Source organism: Streptosporangium sp. NPDC020072, assembly GCF_040631445.1.
Classification (GTDB): Bacteria; Actinomycetota; Actinomycetes; order Streptosporangiales; family Streptosporangiaceae; genus Streptosporangium.
The window spans coordinates 121182-144898 of the sequence record NZ_JBEYAB010000003.1 but is presented as its reverse complement, the minus strand read 5'-3'; the positions used below and the strand labels follow the sequence as shown (position 1 = coordinate 144898).

The window sequence follows — 23717 nt, the reverse complement described above, 5'->3', positions numbered from 1 at the left end:
GTCCGCCTGGCGTCGTTCCCCCTTGGTGTTCCGGCAACCCTCACGTAACCCTCATCTCACCGCGCGGGCACCATGGGGCACGAGAGGCCCAGATGGGCTCACTCGTCCCGTACGGCCGCGCCCGCCGCCCACAGCGCCAGCCCGAGCACCCCGAGCACGATGCAGGCGAAGACCTCGTAGCCCTCCAGCAGGCCCACGCGGTGCACCAGGAACCACTCGCGGCCGAGGCTCCCCGGCCCCCCGAACTCGCCGATCACGCCGCCGGCGGCCTGGACGACGCAGACGCTCCCGAGGATCCGCAGGGTCGCTCTCATGCCCTCGATGGTGACGCGGGGACCGGATGGGCCGCGTCGGCCGAAAGTCGGCGGAACATCGACTTTGGTCGGTACCGGACGTTCCGGATGGGTCCTACCCTCGGACAACGTGACGGAGTATCGGTGGCTGCTGCCCGCGGTCCTGCACGGTGACCTGGCGGGCGAGCGGTCCCCGACGCGGCGTTCGGCCCGCGACTGGGGTGTCGACATCGTCGTCTTCGTCGTGGCCGCGCTGCTGGGGCTCGCCACCGCGCTGGCCATGCGACCCGGAGGTTCGACCCCGTACGCCGTCGTCCTCACCGACCAGATCGTCGGGGCCGCCGCGTGCGCGCTGCTGTGGCTGCGGCGCCGCTGGCCGGTCGGCCTGGCCCTCGTCATGGTGCCCGCCGCGCTCGCCTCGGGCATCGCCTCCGGAGCCGTCGCCGTGGCGCTCTTCACGGTCGCGGTGCACCGCCCCTTCAAGACGGTCGCCGCGATCACCGGGTTGCACGTCCTCGCACTCGTCCCCCAGCTGTGGTGGCGGCCCGACCCGGAGGTCTCCTACTGGGGGGCGATGGCGTTCTCGGTGCTGTCCTACCTGCTGCTGATCATGTGGGGCATGTTCGTCAGGGCGAGGCGCCAGCTGGTGCTCTCGCTGCGCGACCGCGCAGAACGGGCGGAGGTCGAGGCCGAGCTGCGGGTCGAGCGGGCCAGGCACATGGAGCGCGAGCGCATCGCCAGGGAGATGCACGACGCCCTCGCGCACCGCCTGTCGCTGCTCAGCGTGCACGCCGGGGCCCTGGAGTACCGCCCCGACATCCCCCGCGACGACCTGGTCAGGACGGCGGGGGTGCTCAGGACGGGGGCGCACCAGGCGCTCCAGGACCTGCGGGAGGTCATCGGCGTGCTGCGGCTCGGCGGCGAGGAGACCGCCCCTGACCGGCCCCAGCCGACCCTCGCCGACCTGGAGGGCCTCGTCGAGGAGTCCAGGCTCGCGGGCATGGAGGTGACGCTCGACATGCGGGTGGCCGAGCCGGGCAGGGCGCCCGCAGGGCTCGGCAGGAACGTCTACCGGATCACCCAGGAGGGACTGACCAACGCGCGCAAGCACGCGACCGCGGCCCCGGTCGACGTCACCGTCAGGGGAGGGCCGGGAGACGGGCTCACCGTCGAGATCGGCAACCCCACGACCTCCGGGCGGGCCATCCCGGGCAGCGGGACGGGGCTGATCGGGCTCACCGAGCGGGCCGGGCTCGTGGGCGGGCGCCTCGCCTACGGTGTGGGTGAGGACGGCAGGTTCCGGCTCAGCGCGTGGCTGCCGTGGGCCACGTGAGGCGTACGGCGGGGCGATGACGGCCGAGGTGACGGGGTGTGGTTAACGTGGCGGACATGAGTTCCCCGCCCGCGGGTCAGGCGATCCGCGTGCTGATCGTGGACGACGACGCCCTCGTCAGGGCCGGGCTGTCGATGATCCTCGGCGGCGCCCCCGACCTGCTCGTCGTCGGCGAGGCGGGGGACGGGCTTGAGGTACCGGAGCTGGTTGCCGCGCACCGGCCGGACGTGGTGCTGATGGACATCCGCATGCCCAGGGTCGACGGACTGACCGCGACCGAGCGGCTGCGCGCCGCCCCTGCCCCTCCCGAGGTGGTCGTGCTGACCACCTTCCACGCCGACGCCCAGGTGCTCCGGGCCCTGCGGGCCGGGGCGGCGGGGTTCCTGCTGAAGGACACCCCTCCGGCCGACCTGGTCGCCGCGATCCGCAGGGTCGGCGCGGGCGAGCCGATCCTGTCGCCCGCCGTCACCAGGCAGCTCATCGCGCACGTCTCCGACGTCGGCGCGGGCACCCGCAGGGAGCAGGCGCGGGCGTCGCTCGCGGTGCTCAGCGAGCGTGAGCGCGACGTCGCGCTCGCCGTCGGCAGGGGAAGGTCGAACGCGGAGATCGCCGCCGAGCTCTACATGAGCGTGGCGACGGTCAAGGCGCATGTCTCCCGGGTGCTGACGAAGCTGGAACTGAACAACCGGGTCCAGATCGCGCTGACCGTTCACGACGCGGGTCATTTGATCTGACCTGTTCTGATCTGAATTGGCCAGGTATGGACACGACCGTGCCGAGCATGGCCGGGGCACCTGGCCGGACACCCGCCGCCGATGTCACGTTCGCCTGGGAAGGGGGGCGGCGGACGTCGGCCAGGTCGGTGCCCGGGTGAGGTAGCCGTACCCTTGACGTGAAGACCGATCCGAGTAGGGGCCGTGATGAGTTCAGCCGGAGAGGGCCTGTCTCGTCCACTGCCCGAGCAGGTCCGCTTACACGTCGTGGAGCTGGCGTCCCAGGTTCTGGGGTCGATGCCGCAGGCCGTGATGCCCGCGCCGCTACGGGGGATCGCCAAGTTCGACCCGAGGAAACGGGCCAGGCTGGGCGGCGCGCCGATCGCCGCCCAGCTGGAGACCGACAAGAAGTTCCGCGAGCTGGTCGCGGAGACACTGGCCGCGAGCTGGCCCGAGCTGGTCGAGAGCCTCGCCGAGGGTGTCGTGCCGCCCGCGGCCGAGCCGGTGCTGGTGGCGGCCGCGGCCTATCTGACCAGGCCACCCGGCTGGGTGGAGATGGTCGAGACCGCCCGCGCCGACCTTGAGCGCTCCGCCGCCGTCGCCGAGGGGTCGGCGCAGGAGCAGACGCTCACCCGGCTGCGCGAGCAGCTGGCCGCGCAGAAGGCCTCGGCCAAGGAGGAGGCCGACCGGCTGCGCGAGCAGCTCAAGGGGTCCAGGTCCGAGATCTCCGACCTGCGCCGCAGGCTGCACGACGCCAGGGAGCGCACCAGGGCCGCCGAGGCGCGGGCCGCCGAGATGGAGGAGGCCGCGCAGGAGGCCAAGGCCGCCGCGACCGCCGCGGGGAGCGCGGGGGAGAGCGAGCTGCGGCGCCTGAGGGAACGGGTGGCCGACGCCGAACGCCAGCTTGAGGCCACGCGAAGGGCCGCCCGTGAGGGCCGCAGCGTGGAGGACACCAAGGTCCGCATGCTGCTCGACGCCCTGCAGGACGCCGCAGCCGGGCTGCGCAGGGAGCTGGCGCTGCCGTCGAGCATCCACCGGCCCGCCGACTCCGTCTCCTCTGTCGCGCCGGGCAGGCACGGGGTCCAGGCGGTGCCCGCGCGGGCCCTGGCCGACGACGACCCCGCCCTGCTCGACCAGTTGCTCGCGCTGCCGCAGATCCATCTGATCGTGGACGGCTACAACGTGACCAAGACCGGGTACGGCGCGCTGACCCTGGCCGACCAGCGCAACCGGCTGCTGACCGGACTCGGCGCGCTGTACGCCCAGACCCGCACCGAGCTGACCTGTGTCTTCGACGGCGCCGAGCTGAACGGCCCGGTGCCGGTCTCCGCGCCGCGCGGCGTCCGGGTGATGTTCAGCTCCCCCGGGCAGATCGCCGACGACCTGATCCGCCAGCTCGTGCGGGCCGAGCCCGTCGGACGGGCCGTCGCGGTCGTCTCCTCCGACCGCGAGGTGGCCGAGTCGGTCCGCCGGATGGGCGCCAGGCCCGTTCCCGCGGTGCTGCTCCTGCGCAGGCTCGGACGCGCCTGATCCGTCCTTCCCGGGCCGGGCCGCCTCCTGGCTGACATCTACAGGTAAAGAACAAAACCGCCAAAAAGGTGAGCTGACCCTTACCGGTTCTGTACTATTTCGCCCCAGGTCTTTACGTGGTCTTTGCGTGGGGAGGCGGCGTCGTGGCCGTGGCGGGTGTGCCGGTTGGGTTCGTGCGTGTGCCGATGGCTGCGGGACTGGCCTTGGCCCTGCTCGTGACTCCGATCGGGAGTGCGGCGGCCAAGCCGAAGCCGACGGTCGCGCAGACCAAGCAGAAGCTGGCCAAGCTCAACGAGCAGGCCGACCAGCTCGTCGAGAAGTACAACCAGGCGGGCGAGAAGTGGAAGAGGGCCCGCAAGAAGTACGCGGACCTGAACGCCGACCTGTCGAAGCAGTCCGCGAAGGTCGCCGGGCTCCGCGACGACCTCGTCACCATGGCCGTCACCACCTACCAGGGCGGCGCCATCGGCTGGCCGAACCTCGTCGGTGAGGTCAACCCCAACCTGGTGCTGAGCGGCCTGGCCACGGCCGACCAGATCTCCGCCTCCCGTGCCGAGAGCCTGCACGCCTTCGACGAGGCCAACAAGACGCTGCGTGACAACCGCGACAAGGCCAAGCAGGCCTTGGCCGACGCGGACCAGACGCGCGACGAGCTGGCCGAGGAGAAGGAGAAGGTCGAGAAGATGATCAAAATCCAGACGAAGGTGCTGCGCGACCTCGGCACCTTCAGGCCGGGCGACCCCAACAGCACCGGCATGCAGTACAACGGCTCCGCCTCGGGCAACGCCAGGGCCGCGCTGACCTTCGCCTTCGCCCAGCTCGGCAAGCCCTACCGGTACGGCGGCACCGGCCCGGACAGCTGGGACTGCTCGGGGTTCGTGCAGGCCTCCTGGCGCAGCGGAGGCGTGAGCCTGCCCCGCACCACCTGGGAGCAGTGGAGCTGGGGCGCCAAGCGCAAGGTCTCGCTGAGCGACCTCCAGCCGGGGGACATCCTCTTCAGCCAGGGCCTGGGGCACGTCGGCCTCTACGCGGGCAACGGCAAGATCATCCACGCTCCCCAGACCGGGGACGTCGTCAAGGTCGTCCCCCTCTCCTCCTACGGCGGCCGTCTGCTCGGGGCCGTCCGCCCCTGACCCCCCCTGGTCCCGTCCACGTCCACGGGGCCTCTGGGGGCCGTCTGAACACCTTCGCGACCGCGGGCCGTCCGTTCAACGGGCGGCCCGTTTGGCATGCCCAGGATCGCCGGAGTGGTCCTGTTCGACGCCCTTGTAGGTGAAGGGGCGCTTTGGGAAGTCACTGATAAATGTGATTTATGTGACACTTGTTGTGCTTCTCTGGAAGATCATTTCGAATGTGACAAGGGTCATATTTATAAGATCGTGATGCCGCACTATCAGGCCTTTCGTAAACATGAAAACCTTTTTGTGGATCTTCGTATTTGATGGGGTCTTTGCCGGGGCTTGGTGATCGAGGTACCTTCTGGCGGTCGCAGTGAGCAAGCCATGCCACCGCGTCGAATGCCGGTCCTGCGGGCCGGTGTCCGTATAGATATCCAGTCGGCCGCCGTTCCCCGAAGGGATCGGTTCCCATCACGGCGGCCCGCCGAGTTCGTGCAGCCAGGAGGCACGGAGCCGGGGAACCATCGGCCCTTGACATGTGGCCAGGGGTGAATCGACGCGTTTGCCGTCGTAGGGCGTCTTCCCAGCCCGAACCCGTCAGCTAACCCGGTAGGCATCAGTGGAAGTCCCAAGGAGAAATCCTGTCTACCACCCTGCAAAACCCCCGTTTGTCGCGCTTTTTCCGCCTTTACCTGGGCGGATTCGTCCTCACGCTGACCGCCTCAACCGGAGCGGTGGCACTGGGGCCGGCAACAGCACAGGCGACGACGGATACCGCGGTCGCGGTTCAGGCCAGGAGTACGGCGAAGGACACGTCGAAGAGCGCATCGAAGGGCACGTCGAAGGGTACTGCCGCGAACACGGCGAAGGCCCGTGTCAAGCGCACGGCGAAGGCCGCGATGAACCGGGCCGCACGGCAGCGGTCCAGGGCCAGGACGGCCGTGGCGACGGCCAGGAAACAGATCGGCGATCCGTACCGGTGGGGTGCCTCCGGTCCCGGAGCGTTCGACTGCTCGGGCCTGGTCCAGTACGCGTGGCGCAAGGCGGGCGTCTCCCTCCCCCGGGTGACGGGCAGCCAGTACCGCGCGGTCAGGAAGAAGGTCTCGTGGAGCAAGTTGCACCTCGGTGACCTGCTGTTCTTCTACGGCAAGGGCCACGTCGGCATGTATGTCGGCCACGGCAAGATGATCCACTCGCCGAGCAGCGGCAAGTCGGTCAGGATCGTGACGTTGAAGGGGTACTACAGGTCCGCCTTCGCAGGAGCGGTCCGTCCCGGCACCTGACAGCGGCGGACGGCCCCGCCCATCCTCCCGTGGATGGGCGGGGCCGCCGCCTGCCGGGAACGTTCCGGCCGGGGAGTCGGCTAGCATCGGCTGCCATGTCCGTCCCGAAGGGGCGCCGCGCCGTGCTCGCCGGGATGCTCGCGCTGGCGGGCGCCGGGCTCGGCGGGGCGAGGCCCACGCCGCAGACGGCCCGCGACCTGTGGCCAGGCGCCGCCGAGGTGGTCCGGGGCGAGCGCTCCCTTGTCGTCGGCCACCGTGTCCCGCCCGCCGAACTGCGTGATCTCGCGGCCAGGGCCGACCGTGCCTGCCGTACGATCGCGCGGATCTGGGGGCCGGTCAGGGCGGTGATCGTGGTGCCCGCGACCGACGACGAGGCCGCGGAGCTCGCGGGGACGGCGCGGACCGGCGGGCTGGCCGCGCTGGCGACCGCGGACCGGGTGGTCGTGGTGCCGACGGGATACGCCAGGCTCAGCGAGACCGGCAGGGACGTGGTGATCACCCACGAGCTGACCCATCTGGCGACCGGCGCCACCAGGGGCGGGCGGGTCCCGATGTGGCTGTCGGAGGGGTTCGCCGACTACGTGGGCTACCGGGACGCGGGGATCGCCGTCAGGACGGTTGCGGCCGAGCTCGCGGCCGAGGTGCGCGCGGGCGTCCTGCCCACGGAGCTTCCCGCCGGGGACGGCTTCGCCCCCGGCGCCCCCAGACTCGCGCAGGCCTACGAGGAGGCCTGGCTCGCGTGCCGGTACGTCGCGGAGCGCTTCGGTGAGAAGGCGCTGGTGAGGCTTTACGGTAGCGATGTCGGCAGCACGCTGGGCCTGTCGCGCGCGGAGTTCACCGCCGCGTGGCGCGACCATCTCCGGAGGGAACTCTCATGACGCGGAGCGTGGAGGAGACACCGGCGCGGGAGCGGGGCGGGGCCAGGGGAGCGGGGATCGCGCTCGCCGTCCTGGGGGCGATCACGCTGGCGGTCGTGGCGTTCACCACGCCGTGGCGGGCGCTGCCCGAGGCGGCGCCGTACGTCGCGCCGGACCCGGCCCGTGACTTCACCCCGGCGCAGATCGCCAGGGCGGAGGCGTTCGACGCCGCGGTGAGCCTGCCGTCCTACCTGTCCCTGGGCCTGACGCTGGTCGTGGCCGGGGTACTGGTCGCCACCCCGCTCGGCGCGCGGCTGCTGGGCCGCCTGCGGGGGCCGTGGTGGCTGCGGGCGCTGCTCGGCGTGCTGGTGATCTCCGCGGCCGTCGCGGTGCTGCGCTGGCCGTTCGGCATGTGGGCGGAGACCTATCTGCGCGAGTACGGCCTGTCCACCCAGACCTGGGCGTCGTGGTCGGCCGACCGGATCAAGAACACCGCGGTCGGCGCCGTGCTGACGGCGATCATGGTGGTCGCCGTGGTCGGGCTGGCCCGCCGCTACCGGCGGTGGTGGCTGCCCGCGGCGATCGGGGCCTTCGCGCTGACCATGCTCGCCTCCTTCGCCTACCCGGTGGTCGTCGAGCCCCTGTTCAACGACTTCAAGCCCATGGCCGCGGGGGAGTTGCGCTCCGGCCTGCTCAACATGGCGGCCAAGGACGGCGTCCCGGTCGAGGACGTGCTCGTGGCCGACGCCTCCCGGCGTACGACCGCGCTCAACGCCTACGTCTCGGGGTTCGGCGCGACCCGCAGGATCGTGGTCTACGACACGCTGCTGCGGGCCCCGGCCGACGAGGTCGAGCTGGTGGTGGCGCACGAGCTCGGCCACGCCAAGGCGGGCGACGTGCTGTACGGCACGCTCGTCGGCGCGCTCGGCGCCGCCTGCGGGGCCTGTCTGCTCTACCTGATCACCTCGGCCGGTCCGGTACGGCGCCGCACCGGCGTCCCCTCGGCCGCCGACCCCAGGGCGGTCGGGCTCCTGATGGGGCTGCTGAGTCTGGCGACCGTGCTGTCGGGGCCGGCGCAGAACGTGATCAGCAGGCACATCGAGGCCCGCGCCGACGCGCACGCGCTCGACCTGACACGGCGGCCCGAGACGTTCACGGCCATGCAGAAGCGGCTCGCGATCACCAACATTTCTGATTTGTCGCCAGATGTCATTGAATATCTGCTCTATGTGTCTCATCCCACGACACCGCAGCGCATCGCCATGGCCCGCTCCTGGGCCCTGCTGAACGGCGCCGGGGAACCGTGACCCGCACACTGATCGTCACCAACGACTTCCCGCCCAGGGCCGGGGGCATCCAGTCGTTCGTGCACGGCCTGGCCGCGGGCCGGCCGCCGGAGACGGTGGTGGTCTACGCCCCGAGCTGGCCGGGGGCCACGGCCTTCGACGCGCGGCAGCCGTACCCGGTCGTGCGTCACCCCACCTCCCTGATGCTGCCCACCCGGCAGGTCGCCCGCAGGGCCGCCCGGCTGGTGGCCGAGTTCAAGTGCGAGACGGTGGTCTTCGGGGCGGCGGCGCCGCTCGGCCTGCTCGCGCCCAGGATGCGCGCGGCCGGGGCGCGGCGGATCGTCATGCTCACCCACGGCCACGAGGCCGCCTGGGCCGCGGTCCCGGCCGTCGGAAGACTGCTGGCCAGGATCGGCGCGCACGCGGACACGGTGACCTACCTGGGGGAGTACACCCGGCGGCGCCTGGCCAGGGTGATCCCCCAGGACCGCCTGGTACGGCTCGCCCCCGGCGTCGACACCGGCCTGTTCCGCCCCGGCGCCGGGGGTGAGGCGGCCCGCGCCGCACTCGGCCTGCGGGGGCGTCCCGTCGTGGTCTGCCTGTCCAGGCTCGTGCCGCGCAAGGGCCAGGACGTCCTGCTGCGGGCCTGGCCCCGGGTGCTCGGCGCGGTTCCCGAGGCGGTCCTGCTGATCGTCGGCGGCGGCCCCTACCGGGGCGCGCTGGAACGCCTGGCCCGGCCCCTGGGCGGCTCGGTCATGATGACCGGCCCGGTCCCGTGGGCGTCGCTGCCCGGCTACCTCGACGCGGGAGACGTCTTCGCCATGCCGTGCCGTACGAGGCTGGGGGGTCTCGACGTGGAGGGGCTCGGCATCGTCTACCTGGAGGCCTCGGCGACCGGGCTGCCCGTGGTCGCGGGCTCCTCAGGCGGCGCCCCGGATGCGGTGCTGGACGGCGAGACGGGCCTGGTCGTCGACGGCTCCCGCCCGGAGGAGGTCGCCGGGGCACTGGTCCGCCTGCTCGGCGACCCGGCGCGGGCCAGGGAGATGGGGGAGCGCGGGCGCGCCTGGACCGAGCGGGAGTGGGACTGGAGCCACGTCACCGGCCGCTTCGCCCATCTGCTCGACGCCGGGCCCTGAGCGGCCGGGTCAGGCCGGATAGGCGTGGGTCTCGGTCGCCTTGACCGAGGCCCAGATCGACTGCCCGGGGGCCAAGCCCAGCTCGGCGACCGCGGCGGTGGTCACGTCGGCTGCGACGGGCAGCGGCCCCTCCAGGTGCACGCGGACGCTGTCGCCGTGGCGTTCCACGCCCTCGATCACGGCCCGCCACAGGTTGCGCGGACTCCCGTCGGGGCGGGTCCGGTACAGGGCGACCGCCGACGGGGAGAACGCCACGAACGCCGGACCCTGGACGGGATCGGCCACGCTGAAACGCACCTCACCGACGGTGACCCGCGACCCGGCCCCGACACCCCGGTGGAGGTTGAGGCCGACCAGACGGGCCACGTAGTCGGTGCGCGGGCGGCGGGCCACCTCGGCCGGGGCGCCCTCCTGCACGACCGTGCCGTCCTCGACGACGACCAGCAGGTCGGCCAGGACCATGGCGTCCAGCGGGTCGTGGGTGACCAGGACGGTCGCGCCGTCGAAGTCGGCCAGGTGGCGGCGCAGCCGGGAGCGGATCTCCAGCCGGGTGTGAGCGTCCAGCGCGGCCAGCGGCTCGTCCAGCAGCAGCAGGCGCGGCTCGGCGGCAAGGGCACGGGCCAGGGCGACCCGCTGGGCCTGCCCGCCCGACAGGCGCCCCGGCCTGGTCGCCGCGTGCTCCTCAAGGCCGACCCGCCTCAGCCATTCGGCGGCCGTACGGCGTGCCCGCGCCCGGCCTGCTCCCTGGCAGCGCGGTCCGAAGGCGACGTTCTCCAGGGCGGAGAGGTGGGGGAAGAGCAGATAGTCCTGGAAGACCATGCCGACCGGGCGGTGTTCGGCCGGCAGCGTGTGCAGGGGACGCCCGTCCAGGGTGATGTGGCCGTCGTCCATGGGGGTGAGCCCGGCCAGGGCGCGCAGCGCGGTCGTCTTGCCCGCGCCGTTCGGGCCGAGCAGCGCGACGACCTGGCCGGGGGCGACGGTCAGGCCGATGTCGAGGCGGAAGGAGGGCCTGGTGACGACGACGCGGGCCCGCAGGGTCATGGGGCCCTGCGGCCACCGCTCGCGCGGGCTCACGGCGTGCCCGTCCAGCGGTCACGCAGGCAGGCCAGGATGACCACGGAGACGGCCAGCAGGACGAGGCTGAGCACGACGGCCGCCTCGGGCTCGGTCTCCAGCGCCAGATAGACCGCCAACGGCATGGTCTGGGTCCTGCCGGGGAAGTTCCCGGCGAAGGTGATGGTCGCGCCGAACTCGCCGAGCGCGCGGGCCCAGCACAGTACGGCCCCGGCCAGCACGCCGGGGGCGACCAGCGGCAGGGTCACCCGGCGGAAGACGGTCAGCCGGGAGGCGCCCAGCGTGGCCGCGGCCTCCTCAAGACGCGTGTCGGCGGCGCGCAGCGCCCCCTCGACGCTGATGACCAGGAACGGCATGGCGACGAAGGCCTCGGCGACCACGACCCCGGCGGTGGTGAAGGGCAGGCTGACGCCGAGGGTCTCGTCGAGCCACCGGCCGGCCAGGCCGCGCCGTCCCAGCACCAGCAGCAGCGCGACCCCGCCGACCACCGGGGGCAGCACCAGGGGGACGGTGATCAGGGCGCGCAGCAGGCGCCGCCCGGGAAAGGAGACCCGCGCCAGCAGCCAGGCCAGCGGCACGCCGAGCAGCAGGCAGGCGAGCGTGGCCAGGGTCGCGGTCACCAGCGACAGGCGCAGCGCCTGCAGTACCTGGGGCTCGGCCAGCCGCGCGGCCATGGTCGGCCAGGGCGCGCGCAGCAGCAGCCCGGCCGGCGGCAGGACCAGGAAGAAGACGCCCAGGAGGGCGGGCAGCAGCAGAAGCCAGGGCGGGCGGCCCCGGCTTCCGTATGTCCTGCTCCGGGAGCGTGTCACGGGATCAGGGGGCCTCGAAGCCCGCCTTGGTCAGCACGTCCCTGCCCCGGGGCGACAGCACCAGGTCGACGAACCTCCTGGCGAGGCCGGGGGCGGGTGCCTTGGTCAGCGTCGCGACGGGGTAGTCGTTGATCGCCTCGCCCGCCTCGGGGAAGCCGATGCCCCTGACCCCGCCCCCGGAGGCGATCACGTCGGTCCTGTAGACCAGGGCGGCGTCCACCTCGCCGAGTTCGACCTTGGTCAGGGTCGCCTTGACGTCCTGCTCCAGGGTGACCGGGGTGACCTTGAGGCCCGCGGCGTCGAGCGCCTTGGCGGCTGCGGCGCCGCACGGCACCTGAACGGCGCACAGGGCGACCTTGACCCCGGGGCCGGTGAGGTCCTTCAGGTCGTCGACCTTGGCGGGGTTGTCCACGGGCACGGCGATCTGCAGCGTGTTGCGCACGAACGTGACCGGGGCCGCGGCCAGGGAGGCGTCGGTGACGGTCCTCATCGTGGCGGGACTGGCGGCGGCGAAGACGTCGGCGGGGGCGCCCTGGACGATCTGCTGGGCCAGCGTGGCGCTTGAGCCGAAGTTGAACCGCACCGTGGTGCCCGGGTTCTCGGCCTCGAAGACCCTGCCCAGCTCGGTGAACGTTCCGGTCAGCGACGCCGCGGCGAACACGGTCAGCGTCGTCGCCCCGCCGGAGGAGGCGTCCCGGGAGCCGCAGCCGGACAGGGTCGTCGTGAGCACGAGGGCGAGGGCGAGGACGGGGCGGAACGTGGTCGGCCGCATGGGCAACGAGGTCTCCTTACTGACCCACCGTGCGAGCGGGATCGGCGATCTCCACGACGACGTTGGTGGACTTGATCACGGCGACCGCCACCACTCCCGCCTCCAGGCCGAGTTCGTCGGCGGCCTGGCGGCTCATCAGCGAAACCACCCGGTACGGCCCGGCGGCGATCTCCACCTGGGCCATCACCGAGTCCTTGATCACCTCGGTCACGATCCCGCGCAGGCGGTTGCGCGCCGAGGAGCGCCCGGAGCCGCCGCCCGTCTCGATCTGCGAGCGGGCGAAGGCGGCCAGGTCGGCCCCCTCGACCGTTCGGTGGCCGTTGCCGTCCCGGCGGGCGGCGAGCCTGCCGGCGTCGATCCACCTGCGGACGGTGTCGGGGCTGACCCCGAGCAGCGTGGCGGCTTCGCTGATCCGAAACGTCGTCACGAACAATCACCATACCTTCGCATATTCCAGGCACAAGAGCCGGGCTCTCTCGCAGGCGCGTGACCAGAGGGTGTCCTGGTGTCGCATCCGCGACGCTCGGGGTGTGGGAATGTGAAAGCCGCGGTGACCTGGCCGGTCACCGCGGCGGAAAGAGGAGCGGTCAGGGGGTGTGCACGGCGCCGCCGTACAGGGCGTCGATCCGGTCGGCGAAGTCACGGGCGACCACGGCGCGCTTGATCTTCATCGAGGGGGTGACGTGCCCGCTCTCCTCGGTGAGGTCGATGTCGAGCACGGTGAACTTCTTGATCTGCTCGGCCTTCGAGACCGCCCTGTTGGCCTCGTCGACGGCCTTCTGCACCTCGGCGTGGATCGCCGGGTCGTGGCTGAGGTCGGCGACGCTCGCCCCCGCCCTGCCGTTGGCCGTCTTCCACCGGTCGAGCGCCTCCGGGTCGAGCGTCACCAGCGCCGCGACGAACGGCCTGCCGTCGCCGACCACCATCGCCTGGCTGACCAGGGGGTGGGCGCGGATGCGGTCCTCCATCGGCCCGGGGGAGACGTTCTTGCCCGCGGCGGTGACGATGATCTCCTTCTTGCGCCCGGTGATGCGCAGGTAGCCGTCCCGGTCGAGCTCGCCGACATCGCCGGTGTGGAACCAGCCGTCGGTGTCGACGACCTCGGCGGTCGCCTTCTCGTCGTTCCAGTAGCCGTTGAAGACGTGGCGGCCCTTGACCAGCACCTCACCGTCGTCGGCGATGCCGATCGTGACGCCGGGGAACGGCTTGCCGACGGTTCCGATCTTGTTGGCGCCCGGCTGGTTGACGGCGGAGGGCGCCGAGGTCTCGGTCAGGCCCCAGCCCTCGTAGACCTCGATGCCGACGCCCCTGAAGAAGTGCGAGAGCCGCTCACCCAGCGCCGAACCGCCGGAGACGGCCGCGGAGAGCCTGCCGCCGGTGGCCGCGCGGAGCTTGCCGTACACCAGCCTGTCGAACAGGGCGCGTCTGAGGTTGAGCCCGAACCCGGCGCCGCCCGCCGACTCGGCGCGGCTCCAGGCGATGGCCGTCGTGGCGGCGGCGTGGAAGATCTTCCCCTTGCCCTCCACGGTGGCCTTCAGCTCGGCGGCGTTGTAGACCTTCTCGAACACCCTGGGCACGCCCAGCAGGAACGTCGGCCTGAAGCCCCGCAGGTCGGGGGCGACGTTCTTCATGTTGGGGGAGTGAGCCAGGACCGTGCCCGTCTCCAGCAGCACGAGCTGGATCATGCGGGCGAAGACGTGCGCGAGCGGCAGGAAGAGCAACGCCGCGCTGTCGGCGGTGAACAGCGGTTCGAGCGGGCCCGCCGCGACGTTCCTCGCGGTGAACAGCAGGTTGTCGTGGGTCAGCGCGCAGCCCTTCGGGCGGCCCGTCGTGCCCGAGGTGTAGACGATGGTCGCCAGGTCGTTCCCGCCGCGCCCGCTCCTGCGCTCCTCGACCGTCCGCTCGTCCACCCCGGCGCCGTCCTCGGCCAGTTTGGCCAGGGCGCCGCCCTCGATGTTCCACACGTGGCCGAGCCCGGGAAGGTCGGCCGTGGCCTCGCGCACCGTCTCCTCGTGCGCGTCCAGCTCGACGAAGACCGCCCGCGCGCCGCTGTCGGAGAGGATCCACCTGACCTGGTCGGCCGAGGAGCTCTCGTAGATCGGCACGCCGACGGCCCCCGCCGTCCAGATCGCGTAGTCGATCACGGTCCACTCGTAGCGGGTCCGCGACATCAGGGCCACCCGGTCACCTGCCTCGACCCCGGCCGCCACCAGCCCCCTGGCCACCGCGAGGACCTGATCGCGGAACTCGCCCGCGGTCACGGCGACCCAGTCGTCGCCGGACTTGCGGCGCAGCGAGACCCTGCCGGGCTCCCGTTCGCCGCGCAGGAAGACCGTGTCGGTCAGGCTGGAGGAGAGGGGGACATCCACGAGCACGGGGACGCTGTACTCACGCACGGGTGACTCCAGAGGACGCGCGGTCGGCGGACGCCTGGAGGTCGTCACGGCGGATTCCTCACCAGGCGTTCCCGGGGGCGGTCTCACGGTATCAGCCCCGCCGGGCGTGACCTCCTGATCGATGTCCGCCCGTCCGTGTCGCGGCGCCCGAGACGGCATCCGGGACGGCGGGGCGCGGGCGACCTAGGATGGCGGAATGCGGGTCCACGTCGTCAGCGATGTACACGGAAGAGCGGACGCCCTGGCCCGCGCGGCGGACGGTGCCGACGCGCTGGTCTGCCTGGGAGACCTGATCCTGTTCGTCGACTACGCCGACCACTCCCAGGGCATCTTCCCCGAGCTGTTCGGCGCCGAGGCGGCGACGAGGCTCGTGGGGCTGCGGACGGCCCGCCGCTTCGACGAGGCGAGGCGGATGACGGCCGAGCTGTGGGCCTCGCTCGACGGTGATCCCGCCGACCACATCGAGCGCCTGGTGCGCGGGCAGTACGCCGAGATCTTCGCCGCGATGCCGACGCCCGCCTACATCACCCACGGCAACGTGGACGTGCCGCGTTACTGGCCGGACTACGTCCGGCACGGGCACCACGTGCTCGACGGGCAGAGCGTCGAGATCGGCGGCCTGCGCTTCGGCTTCGTCGGCGGTGGGCTGCGCACGCGGTACCGGACGCCGAACGAGATCGACGACGAGGAGTTCGCGCGCAAGGTCGAGGCGGTCGGCGAGGTGGACGTGCTGTGCTGTCACATCCCCCCGGCCATCCCCGAACTGCTCTACGACGTGGTCGCCCGGCGGTTCGAGCGGGGCAGCGAGGCCACCCTTGAGGCGATCAGGCGCACCCAGCCGCGCTACGCGCTCTTCGGCCACGTCCACCAGCCGCTGGCCGCCCGCACCCGCGTCGGCAGGACCGAGTGCCTCAACGTCGGGCACTTCCGCGGCAGGGGAGTGCCCTTCGCGCTTGAGTGGTGAGCCGGAGATCGTCGCGGAACGGTCGAAAGAGTACGGTGAACCCATGGCTGACCGCACCACCTCGAACATCGTCATCGCCGCAGACCGGCCCACTGTCATGAAGGTGATCGCCGACTTCCCGGCGTATCCCGAGTGGGCGGGACAGGTGAGAACGGCGCGCGTCCTGTCCACCGGGTCCGACGGCCTGCCGGAGACCGTCAGGTTCTCCCTGGACGCCGGGGTGATCAGCGACGAGTACACCCTCGGTTACGTCTGGCACGGGGACGAATCCGTCGATTGGAGTGTCACCGAGACGGGCAGGATGATCTCTGGGCTCACCGGGAGTTACCGCCTGACCGAGACGCGTGGCGGCACCGAGGTGACCTACGAGCTGGCGGTCGATCTCAAGGTTCCGATGATCGGCATGGTCAGGCGTAAGGCGGAGAAGGTCATCATCGACACCGCCCTGAGAGGGTTGAAGAAGCGCGTCGAGGGTTCCTGACCCAGGGGGAGGGTTCGTGACCAGGATCCTGCTGTTCACCGGCAAGGGTGGTGTCGGCAAGACGACCGCGGCGGCGGCGACCGCCGTACGGGCGGCAGGGGAGGGTCTGAAGACGATCGTGGTCTCGACCGACACCGCCCACTCGCTCGCCGACGCGCTCGGCGTCGACGCCAAGGGTGAGCCGGCCGAGGTCGTCCCCGGGCTCTACCTGCACCAGGTGGACACCCAGCGGGCGCTCGAACGCCAGTGGGGCGAGTTGCGCGACTACGCCAGGGGACTGTTCGCCGAACTCGGCCTCGACGAGATCACCGCCGAGGAGATCACGGTGCTGCCCGGCGCCGAGGAGGTCCTCGCCCTGCTGCAGCTGCGTGAGCACGCCCGCGCCGGGGCGTGGGACGTGGTCGTCGTCGACTGCGCGCCGACCGCCGAGACGCTCAGGCTGCTGGCCCTGCCGGAGGCCCTCGACTGGCACGTCAACCGGCTGCTGCCCGCGGGCAGGCGGCTGCTGCGCGCGGTCGCGCCGCTGGTGCGCAGGGTGGCCCAGGTCAGCGTCCCCGACGACCAGGTGATCGGAGCGGGGGAACGGTTCCACCGCGGCCTGCTGGAGGTCCGCGAGCTGCTCACCGGCCCCTCGGCCAGCGTCCGGCTCGTGCTCACCCCCGAGGCGGTCGTGCTCGCCGAGGCCCGCCGTACGCTCACCTCCCTCAGTCTGTACGGCTACCGCGTGGACGCGGTGATCGCCAACCGGGTCTTCCCGGGTGAGGGCGCCGATCCGTGGCGCAGCGGGTGGGTGCGGGCCCAGGCGGCGCGGCTGGCCGAGGTCGCCGAGTCCTTCGCCCCGCTGCCCGTGCACACGGTCCCCTACCTTGAGGCCGAGCCCGTCGGCCCCGCGGCCCTGGCCCGGGTCGCCGAGGCCATGTACGGCCAGGCCGATCCGTTCGCCCCGCCGCAGGGCGATCCGCCGCTGCGGATCACCCCGGAGGGAGAGCTCGTCCTGGCGCTGCCGCTGGCCGACAGGAGCCAGGTGAACGTGGCGCGCAAGGGCGACGAACTGATCGTCGACGCGGGCTTCCACCGCAGGGTTCTGGCGCTGCCCGCGGCCCTGGCGCGCAGAGCCGTACGGGAGGCGGTGCTCCGCGACGGCCTTCTCCGGGTACGGTTCGAGACGGGAGGGCCTGATGACTGAGAAGACCGAGAACACGACGACGGGAACCGGCGCCACGGGCGACGGCAGGGACCCGCTGGGCAACGCGGCCGAGGAGGCGTTCAAACTCTTCGAGACGATCCAGCAGAAGGCGGCCAAAGAGCTGCGGAAGGGCCTGGTCAAGGGCACGATCGGCGGGCTCGGCGGCGCCTTCACCGGTGGTTTCACCGGTGGCGGGAGAAGCCGGGACGTGTGGGAGGAGGCGGTCTCCGAGCACGACGAGTACATCTGCCGGGCCTGCCCCGTCTGCCGGGCGATGGCCGCGCAGCGCGAGGCGGGCGGCGCGGTCGTCGATCACCTGACGCAGGCGGGCAGTGAGCTCTTCGCCGCGTTCAGGTCGGCCGTCGACGGGCTTAACCGGCCCTCGCCGGGGCAGCGGGCGCGTGAGCGGGAGACCCCTGTGGAGCACATCGACCTGGGATGAGTCCGGGGAGAGAGGACGGGTAATGGCGCTGACCATCGGCGTTGACATCGGCGGCACCAAGATCGCGGCGGGCGTCGTGGACGAGGACGGCCGCATCGTCGAGCATCTCCTGCGGCCGACCCCGGCCACCGACCCCGAACGGGTCGCGGAGAGCATCGCCGAGGTGGTCGGGGAGCTGGCCGAGGGCCGGGAGGTCGAGGCCGTCGGGCTCGGCGCCGCGGGTTTCGTCGACGAGACGCGCTCCCTGGTGCGTTTCGCGCCCAACCTGGCCTGGCGCGAGGAGCCGCTGCAGAAGAAGGTCTCCGCCCTGGTCGGCCTGCCCGTCGTGGTGGAGAACGACGCCAACGCCATGGCGTGGGGCGAGGCGAGGTTCGGCGCGGGACGCGGCGAGAGCCATCTGGTGTGCGTCACGGTCGGCACCGGCATCGGCGGCGGCATCGTCTTCGACGGCGCGCTCTTCCGCGGCCGCTGGGGCATGGGAGCCGAGCTGGGCCACATGCAGGTCGTCCCCGAGGGCCGTCTGTGCGGCTGCGGCAACCTCGGCTGCTGGGAGCAGTACGCCAGCGGCAACGCCCTGGTCGCCGAGGCCAGGCTGATCGCCGGCGCCGATCCCGGCCGCGCCGCCACGCTGCTCGAACTCGCGGGCGGGACGCCGGAGCTGATCGAGGGCAGGTTCGTGACCGAGGCGGCCAGGAGGGGCGACGACGCCGCGCTCGCCGCCTTCTCCTCGATGGCCGACTGGCTGGCCCAGGGATTGTGCGACCTGACCGCGATCCTCGACCCCGGCTGCTTCGTCCTGGGCGGGGGCGTCTCGACCGCCGCCGACCTGTGGATCGACCGGGTCAGGGAGGCGTTCGCCGCCAACGTGACCGGCCGGGGGCACCGCCCGATCGCCGAGATCCGCCTGGCGGAGCTCGGCGCCTCCGCCGGACTGGTCGGAGCCGCGGACCTGGCCAGGATCCGCTGAGGGAGCCGCCGACGGCGCCGCTCAGGATCGCCACCTACAACGTCCGTTCGATGAAGGACGACCAGGCCGCGCTCGGGCGGGTGATCACCGCCCTGCGCGCCGACGTGCTGTGCGTGCAGGAGGCGCCGAGGTTCTGGCGCTGGCGCCGCAGACGTGGGCGGCTGGCCGCCTCGGGAGGCATGTCCGTGGTCGCGGGCCGCCGCCTGGGCGGGGTGGCGGTGCTGACGGGCCCCGCCGTACGGCCGCTGCACGGGCGGGGGCGGCTGCTGCGGTTCTTTCCCGGCCTCGAACAGCGCGCGATCGCGATGGCCGTCGTGGAGTACGGCGGGCACCGGGTCGCGGTCGGCTCGGTCCACCTCGACCTCGACCCGGCCGCGAGGGCCCACCACGCGGGCCAGGCGCTCTCCATGCTCGGGGAGGTCGCCGAGCGCTTCGGCGCGCTGCCCGTGCTGGCCGGGGACGTCAACGAGGAGGCGGGGGAGCCGGCCTGGCGGCTCATCACGGAACGGCTGACCGACTGTTACCCGCTCGCGCCGCGCGGCGACGGCCTCACCTTCCCCTCGCGGGCGCCGCGCGTGCGCATCGACGCGGTCTTCGCGGCGCCCGGGGCGCGGGTGGTCTCCTGCGGTGTGGCCGGGGCCGATCCCGGTGACCTGCGGCTGGCGACCGACCACCTGCCGGTGCTCGCGGAGCTGTCGCTCTCCGGCGAGAGACCCGGGTGAGGGGCGCGACGGGGGCGCCGAGATCGGGAAAGGACGGGGCCGGGGCCTCTCCCCGAGATCCCCGCCGGGAGGACAACTACAGCGGGCACGCACACGGGCCGTGCCGGGCGCCGTACCATTTGGGGCATGACCCGTCGCCTTCCGCGGCGTGCGCTGGCGCTGTGCGCGGGAGGACTGCTCCTGACGGCCTCTCTGTCGCCGCCCGCCCACGCCGACCCCCGTCCCGCCTCCGTCGCGGAGGCGTGGCAGGCGCCGACGAGCGCGCGGCTGAGCAGCGACGGATCGCTGTCCGACGTCGCGGGCGTCTCGGCCTCCGACATCTGGGCGGTCGGCCAGGAGAGCGTGTGGGACATCTGGCAGAGCCGCGGCGCGCTCACCCACTGGAACGGCAGCACCTGGACCGAAGTCGGCATCCGCAACGATCCGACGGGCGCGGGGCTGTTGCGTTCGGTGGCCGCCGCGCCCGGCCAGGTGTGGGCGGTCGGTGAGGGCCACGACGGCCTGCCGTACCTCGCCTCGGGCAGCGGGACCACCTTCGACCGGGTGGTCGTCGACAAGCTGCACGTCGGCGACTGGCTCGCCGGGGTCGCCGCGCTCCCCGGCCGGATGGCCGCGGTCGGCCGCCGGGGCGAGCAGCCGCTGGTCCTCACCCAGACCGGCACGAAGTGGAAGCTCACCCAGATCAAGGGCAGGGGCACCCTGTACGGCGTCGCGCTGTCCGGCAAGGGCGACGGGCTGGCGGTCGGCGACACCGGCACGGGGCCGCTGGTCGTCCGGCTGTCGGGGAACCGCTGGAAGCAGGTCTCCGTCCCGGCGGTGCCCGGCGGCTACCTGCGGGATGTCTACTTCGACTCGCCGAAGCGGGCGCTGGCCGTCGGCGGCGTCTACCTGAGGTCGGGCGGGGTCGGCCCGCTGATCCTGTCGTGGAACGGCAAACGCTGGTCGAGGGTGAAGGCCCCCGGCGACGACGTGCGCCTGTACGGCGTGACCGGCGACAGGAAGGGCCGTTTCTGGATCTCCGGTGTGGACATGGAGCGCCCGGGAGAGGCGTTCCTGCTCACCTACGACGGTCACAGGGTCAAGACGGTGCGCGGCGCGGACGGCGCGGCCCCCAGGACGATCAGGCTGCAGTCGGTGACCTACCTGACGGCCACCGGGACGGTGTGGACCGTCGGCCACGTGGTCGACGCCTCGGGCCGCTACACAGACGTGGTCGAGCGGTTCGGCGCGGCCGGGCGGCCGGTCGAGCCCTGAGGCCCGCCCCGGCTCCCGGGGCGCGCGGGATCGGAGCCGGGCCGTTGCGTCGGCCCGTCCTCAGACGACGGCGCCGTCGTCCCAGCCGTCGGTCGGCGGGCCGTCGCCCATCCGCACGACCAGCGCCACGAAGCCGCCGATGAAGGCCGCCACGGCGGTGAACAGCATCCACCCCTGCAGCCGCCAGCTCAGCGCCGCGCTCAGCAGCAGGTAGGCGGGGCCGCCGAACAGGGCCAGCCACGCGAGCTTGGTCGCGGTGTCGGTCTTGGGCAGCGGAGGCGGTGGCGGAGGGACGTAGTGCCCCTCGTCGTCTTCGGTCTCCGCCTCGCCGCCCCGGCCGAGGCCCGCGAACTCCTCGGGCAGCGGCTGGCGCGCCTCCTCCGGCGGTTTGACGACCCTCCTGGGAGGGCCGGCGGGGAGGTTCTCGCTGTCCGGCCACGGCTGATCGGCCGAGTCCAGCTCGGAGGTGTCGTTGAAGGAGGCGACGATCTGACGCCAGACCTCGTCCTCATCGCTCTGGGGTGTCACTTAGCTGGCCCGTCCCTCCCGGAGACCACGCATGCCCCGCCTGCCTTCACTCTCCCTGCAAGGGTACAGAGGCGTTCGCGTTGATGAACTCCAGGCTCCCCGCAAAGATCCGGTCCGCGTCGTTGTCGAGGGTGGCGACGTGGTAACTGTCGTTGAGTTCCACAACATCAAGGTTCCCCCCGGTTAGCTTTTCACGCAAAATGCGCAAACTAGTTGGTTTCACCACATGGTCCTGCGGGCTGTGAAAAGCCAGTACCGGTTGGGTGACCTTGTGCAGTTCCGACTGGGTCAGCGCCCACAGCCGGGGGAGGGTGGCGGCGGCCTTGACCGGGGTACGGCTGTAGCCCAGTTCCCTCGCCCCCTCCTTCTTGATGTCCCCGGCCACGCCCCGCACCGAGGAGACGAACAGCCCGAGCAGCGGCGCCAGGGCGAGCATGGGGACGTCGTTGGCGATCGACGGGTTGACGACCACGACCCCCCTGATGCCCGTGCCGTGCACCTCGGCCAGCCGCAGCGCCATGCAGCCGCCCAGGGAGAGCCCGGCGGTGAAGACCTCGTCACAGTGGCCGCGCAGGCCCGCCAGCGCCCTGTCCAGCTCGGCGTACCAGTCTTCCCAGCGGGTGTGGCTCATCTCCTGCCAGGTGGTGCCGTGGCCGGGCAGCCGGGGAAGCTCGACGCTCAGGCCCGCGGCGGCCAGGTGCTCCGCCCAGGGACGCAGCGACTGCGGCGACCCGGTGAATCCGTGACAGAGCAGAACCCCGACCCGTCCCCCTCTGTGGTGGTACGGCTCCGCGCCGGGCATGACTGGCATCGCAGCTCCTTGTAAGGTTCGCCCGATCGTCGCACGACTGGGGCGTGTTTTGCGAGAGGTCGATATGTGTGGTTTGGCGATGTAGGTGGTCCGTCCGGGAGGTGGGAGGATTGCTCCAGGTCCCACATGCCGACCGAAGGAGCCTCGCGTGTTCTACTGGGTGGTGAAGGCCATCCTCTGGCCCTTCCTCCATTTCATCTTCCGCCCGTGGGCGGAGGGGGTGGACAACGTGCCGAGAGAGGGCCCGGTGATCCTGGCCGGCAACCACCTGTCGTTCGCCGACCACTTCTTCGGGGCGCTGTTCCTGCCCAGAAAGGTCATCTCCCTCGGCAAGTCCGACTACTTCACCGGACGCGGGATCAAGGGCGTGCTCAGCCGGGCCTTCTTCAGCGGCGTCGGCACCGTCCCGATCGACCGCTCCGGCGGGAAGGCCAGTGAGGCGGCGCTGCGCACCGGCAAGCGCATCCTGACCGAGGGGCAGGTCCTGGCCATCTACCCCGAGGGGACCCGCTCGCACGACGGGCGCCTCTACAAGGGCAAGACCGGCGTGGCCAGGCTGGCGCTTGAGTCGCGCGTCCCGGTCATCCCGTGGGCGATGGTCAACACCTTCGAGATGATGCCGCCGGGGCGTCCCCTGCCCAGGCTCGGCATCCGCCCCGGCGTGAAGTTCGGCAAGCCGCTCGACTTCTCCCGTTACTACGGGATGGAGGAGGACCGCCTGGTCCTGCGCGCCGTCACCGACGAGATCATGTACGCCCTGATGGAGCTGTCCGGCCAGGAGTACGTCGACAAGTACGCAGCGAGCGCCAAGGTCGAGGCCGCCCGTGCCGCCAGGGAGGCGGCCAAGGGAGGCCGGGGCTGAGCGCCGCTCAGTCAGGCAGACGCTCACGGATCCGGCGGATGTGCTCGGGCGTCGTACGGCAGCAGCCCCCCACGAAGGAGGCACCGGCCGCGTGCCACTCCGCGGCGGCGGCGCCGTACTCGGCGGGGTCGGCCAGGCCCTCCCAGCGGTGCTCCGCGGCGTTCCAGGTCTCACCGGAGTTGGGGTAGACCACCACGGGCACGTCCGTGACCTCCTTGATGAGGGAGGGGACGTGGCTCGGCGCGACACAGTTGACGCCGGCCGCGACCACCCCCGGGTGACCGGCGAACAGCGCGGCGGCCTGGCGCAGCGGGGTGCCGTCACTGATGTGACCGCCGTCGCGGCAGGAGAAGCTCACCCACACCCGGGTCTGCGGCGTCTCGTCGAGCAGCCGCCGCAGCGCCCGTGCCTCGGCCAGGGACGGGATGGTCTCGCAGGCCAGCAGGTCCGCCCCGGAGCCCGCCAGGATGTGCCAGCGGTCCCGGTGCCAGGCGAACAGGCCGTCCTCGTCGAGGTCGTAGTCGCCGGTGTACTCGGCGCCGTTGGCCAGGGCCGCGCCGTAGGGGCCGACGCTGGCGGCGACCGCGCCCCGGCCGGTCGCGTCCCTGGCCTCGGTCGCGAGCCGTACCGAGAGCAGGATCAGCCGCTCGGCCTGGACGGCGCTCAGCCCGCGCCGGACGAAGGCGGGAACGCTCGCCTGGTAACTGGCGGTGGTGGCGACGTCGGCCCCGGCGGAGAAGTAGTCGAGGTGCGCCTGACGGATCACCGAGGGGTTCTCGATCAGGAGCTTCGCCGACCAGAGCTCGTCGCGCAGGTCCGCGCCGAGCGCTTCGAGATGTGTGGCCAGCCCGCCGTCGAGAACCGTCATTCCATCACTTTATGGGTGTAACGGGTGGCCAG

At 72.2% G+C, this 23717-nt stretch carries 25 protein-coding genes and 1 riboswitch; of the genes, 16 read left to right on the top strand and 9 right to left on the bottom strand.

Features of this window, described 5'->3' with window-relative positions:
* Window positions 1–98: 98 nt before the first annotated feature.
* A complete protein-coding gene (locus tag ABZ470_RS07000) occupies window positions 99–314 on the bottom strand; it encodes a hypothetical protein (RefSeq protein ID WP_352008848.1) in 216 nt (71 codons plus the stop codon).
* A gap of 109 nt (window positions 315–423) precedes the next feature.
* On the opposite strand from ABZ470_RS07000, the gene ABZ470_RS06995 reads away from it, so the two are divergent.
* From ABZ470_RS06995 to ABZ470_RS06960, 8 genes are all read left to right on the top strand, one after another.
* Complete coding sequence (locus tag ABZ470_RS06995) at window positions 424–1626, top strand: histidine kinase (RefSeq protein ID WP_352008849.1); 1203 nt, start codon at window positions 424–426, stop codon at window positions 1624–1626.
* 56 nt (window positions 1627–1682) lie between these two features.
* The gene (locus ABZ470_RS06990) at window positions 1683–2360 is read left to right on the top strand and encodes a response regulator transcription factor (RefSeq protein WP_352008850.1); all 678 of its coding nucleotides are present in this window, start codon (window positions 1683–1685) and stop codon (window positions 2358–2360) included.
* Window positions 2361–2546: 186 nt separating this feature from the next.
* Window positions 2547–3869 carry an NYN domain-containing protein gene (locus ABZ470_RS06985; RefSeq protein WP_352008851.1) on the top strand — a complete coding sequence of 441 codons (1323 nt, stop codon included), beginning with the start codon at window positions 2547–2549 and terminating at the stop codon, window positions 3867–3869.
* A 185-nt stretch (window positions 3870–4054) separates the two neighbouring features.
* A complete protein-coding gene (locus ABZ470_RS06980; RefSeq protein ID WP_352008852.1) occupies window positions 4055–5002 on the top strand; it encodes an NlpC/P60 family protein in 948 nt (315 codons plus the stop codon).
* Between the two features lie 457 nt (window positions 5003–5459).
* Window positions 5460–5618: riboswitch (cyclic di-AMP (ydaO/yuaA leader) on the top strand.
* Window positions 5619–5886: 268 nt separating this feature from the next.
* The gene (locus ABZ470_RS06975) at window positions 5887–6270 is read left to right on the top strand and encodes a C40 family peptidase (protein WP_362775301.1); all 384 of its coding nucleotides are present in this window, start codon (window positions 5887–5889) and stop codon (window positions 6268–6270) included.
* A gap of 95 nt (window positions 6271–6365) precedes the next feature.
* On the top strand, window positions 6366–7148 hold the full coding sequence (locus tag ABZ470_RS06970) for a hypothetical protein (RefSeq protein WP_362910522.1): 783 nt from the start codon (window positions 6366–6368) through the stop codon (window positions 7146–7148).
* Window positions 7145–8434 (top strand): M48 family metallopeptidase, encoded by a 1290-nt coding sequence (locus ABZ470_RS06965; protein WP_362910520.1) that lies wholly within the window; start codon window positions 7145–7147, stop codon window positions 8432–8434. The genes ABZ470_RS06970 and ABZ470_RS06965 overlap by 4 nt, the downstream gene beginning before the upstream one ends.
* On the top strand, window positions 8431–9549 hold the full coding sequence (locus ABZ470_RS06960; RefSeq protein ID WP_362910518.1) for a glycosyltransferase family 4 protein: 1119 nt from the start codon (window positions 8431–8433) through the stop codon (window positions 9547–9549). The genes ABZ470_RS06965 and ABZ470_RS06960 overlap by 4 nt, the downstream gene beginning before the upstream one ends.
* Before the next feature lie 9 nt (window positions 9550–9558).
* Here ABZ470_RS06960 and ABZ470_RS06955 read toward each other — a convergent pair whose 3' ends face one another.
* The 5 genes from ABZ470_RS06955 to ABZ470_RS06935 all read right to left on the bottom strand — a co-directional run bounded on the left by ABZ470_RS06955 (window position 9559) and on the right by ABZ470_RS06935 (window position 14600).
* A complete protein-coding gene (locus tag ABZ470_RS06955; protein WP_362910991.1) occupies window positions 9559–10590 on the bottom strand; it encodes an ABC transporter ATP-binding protein in 1032 nt (343 codons plus the stop codon).
* A 29-nt stretch (window positions 10591–10619) separates the two neighbouring features.
* Window positions 10620–11432 (bottom strand): ABC transporter permease, encoded by an 813-nt coding sequence (locus ABZ470_RS06950; RefSeq protein ID WP_362910516.1) that lies wholly within the window; start codon window positions 11430–11432, stop codon window positions 10620–10622.
* A gap of 4 nt (window positions 11433–11436) precedes the next feature.
* Window positions 11437–12204, bottom strand: coding sequence for a molybdate ABC transporter substrate-binding protein (modA, locus tag ABZ470_RS06945; RefSeq protein WP_362910514.1), 768 nt, complete (start codon window positions 12202–12204; stop codon window positions 11437–11439).
* 16 nt (window positions 12205–12220) lie between these two features.
* A complete protein-coding gene (locus ABZ470_RS06940; protein ID WP_352008858.1) occupies window positions 12221–12631 on the bottom strand; it encodes a helix-turn-helix transcriptional regulator in 411 nt (136 codons plus the stop codon).
* Window positions 12632–12791: 160 nt separating this feature from the next.
* Window positions 12792–14600 (bottom strand): AMP-dependent synthetase/ligase, encoded by a 1809-nt coding sequence (locus tag ABZ470_RS06935; RefSeq protein WP_362910512.1) that lies wholly within the window; start codon window positions 14598–14600, stop codon window positions 12792–12794.
* Between the two features lie 196 nt (window positions 14601–14796).
* On the opposite strand from ABZ470_RS06935, the gene ABZ470_RS06930 reads away from it, so the two are divergent.
* From ABZ470_RS06930 to ABZ470_RS06900, 7 genes are all read left to right on the top strand, one after another.
* Window positions 14797–15564: a metallophosphoesterase gene (locus ABZ470_RS06930; RefSeq protein ID WP_352008860.1), complete on the top strand. Its 768-nt coding sequence runs from the start codon at window positions 14797–14799 to the stop codon at window positions 15562–15564.
* Between the two features lie 43 nt (window positions 15565–15607).
* A complete protein-coding gene (locus tag ABZ470_RS06925) occupies window positions 15608–16045 on the top strand; it encodes an SRPBCC family protein (protein WP_352008861.1) in 438 nt (145 codons plus the stop codon).
* 16 nt (window positions 16046–16061) lie between these two features.
* Window positions 16062–17231, top strand: coding sequence for a TRC40/GET3/ArsA family transport-energizing ATPase (locus ABZ470_RS06920; RefSeq protein WP_352008862.1), 1170 nt, complete (start codon window positions 16062–16064; stop codon window positions 17229–17231).
* The gene (locus tag ABZ470_RS06915) at window positions 17224–17673 is read left to right on the top strand and encodes a DUF5304 family protein (RefSeq protein ID WP_362775313.1); all 450 of its coding nucleotides are present in this window, start codon (window positions 17224–17226) and stop codon (window positions 17671–17673) included. The genes ABZ470_RS06920 and ABZ470_RS06915 overlap by 8 nt, the downstream gene beginning before the upstream one ends.
* 22 nt (window positions 17674–17695) lie before the next feature.
* Window positions 17696–18640, top strand: coding sequence for an ROK family glucokinase (locus ABZ470_RS06910; protein ID WP_352008864.1), 945 nt, complete (start codon window positions 17696–17698; stop codon window positions 18638–18640).
* A 50-nt stretch (window positions 18641–18690) separates the two neighbouring features.
* Window positions 18691–19362 (top strand): endonuclease/exonuclease/phosphatase family protein, encoded by a 672-nt coding sequence (locus ABZ470_RS06905; RefSeq protein ID WP_362910510.1) that lies wholly within the window; start codon window positions 18691–18693, stop codon window positions 19360–19362.
* Between the two features lie 126 nt (window positions 19363–19488).
* A complete protein-coding gene (locus tag ABZ470_RS06900) occupies window positions 19489–20616 on the top strand; it encodes a hypothetical protein (RefSeq protein WP_362910508.1) in 1128 nt (375 codons plus the stop codon).
* A 60-nt stretch (window positions 20617–20676) separates the two neighbouring features.
* Here ABZ470_RS06900 and ABZ470_RS06895 read toward each other — a convergent pair whose 3' ends face one another.
* The gene (locus ABZ470_RS06895; protein WP_362775318.1) at window positions 20677–21144 is read right to left on the bottom strand and encodes a hypothetical protein; all 468 of its coding nucleotides are present in this window, start codon (window positions 21142–21144) and stop codon (window positions 20677–20679) included.
* Window positions 21145–21190: 46 nt separating this feature from the next.
* Window positions 21191–21955, bottom strand: a complete 765-nt coding sequence (locus ABZ470_RS06890; protein ID WP_352008868.1) for an alpha/beta fold hydrolase — start codon at window positions 21953–21955, stop codon at window positions 21191–21193.
* 148 nt (window positions 21956–22103) lie between these two features.
* Here ABZ470_RS06890 and ABZ470_RS06885 point away from each other — a divergent pair, with 148 nt between their 5' ends.
* Window positions 22104–22817 (top strand): lysophospholipid acyltransferase family protein, encoded by a 714-nt coding sequence (locus ABZ470_RS06885; protein WP_352008869.1) that lies wholly within the window; start codon window positions 22104–22106, stop codon window positions 22815–22817.
* A 7-nt stretch (window positions 22818–22824) separates the two neighbouring features.
* Here ABZ470_RS06885 and mmuM read toward each other — a convergent pair whose 3' ends face one another.
* Complete coding sequence (gene mmuM, locus ABZ470_RS06880) at window positions 22825–23685, bottom strand: homocysteine S-methyltransferase (RefSeq protein WP_362910506.1); 861 nt, start codon at window positions 23683–23685, stop codon at window positions 22825–22827.
* Window positions 23686–23717: the final 32 nt, after the last annotated feature.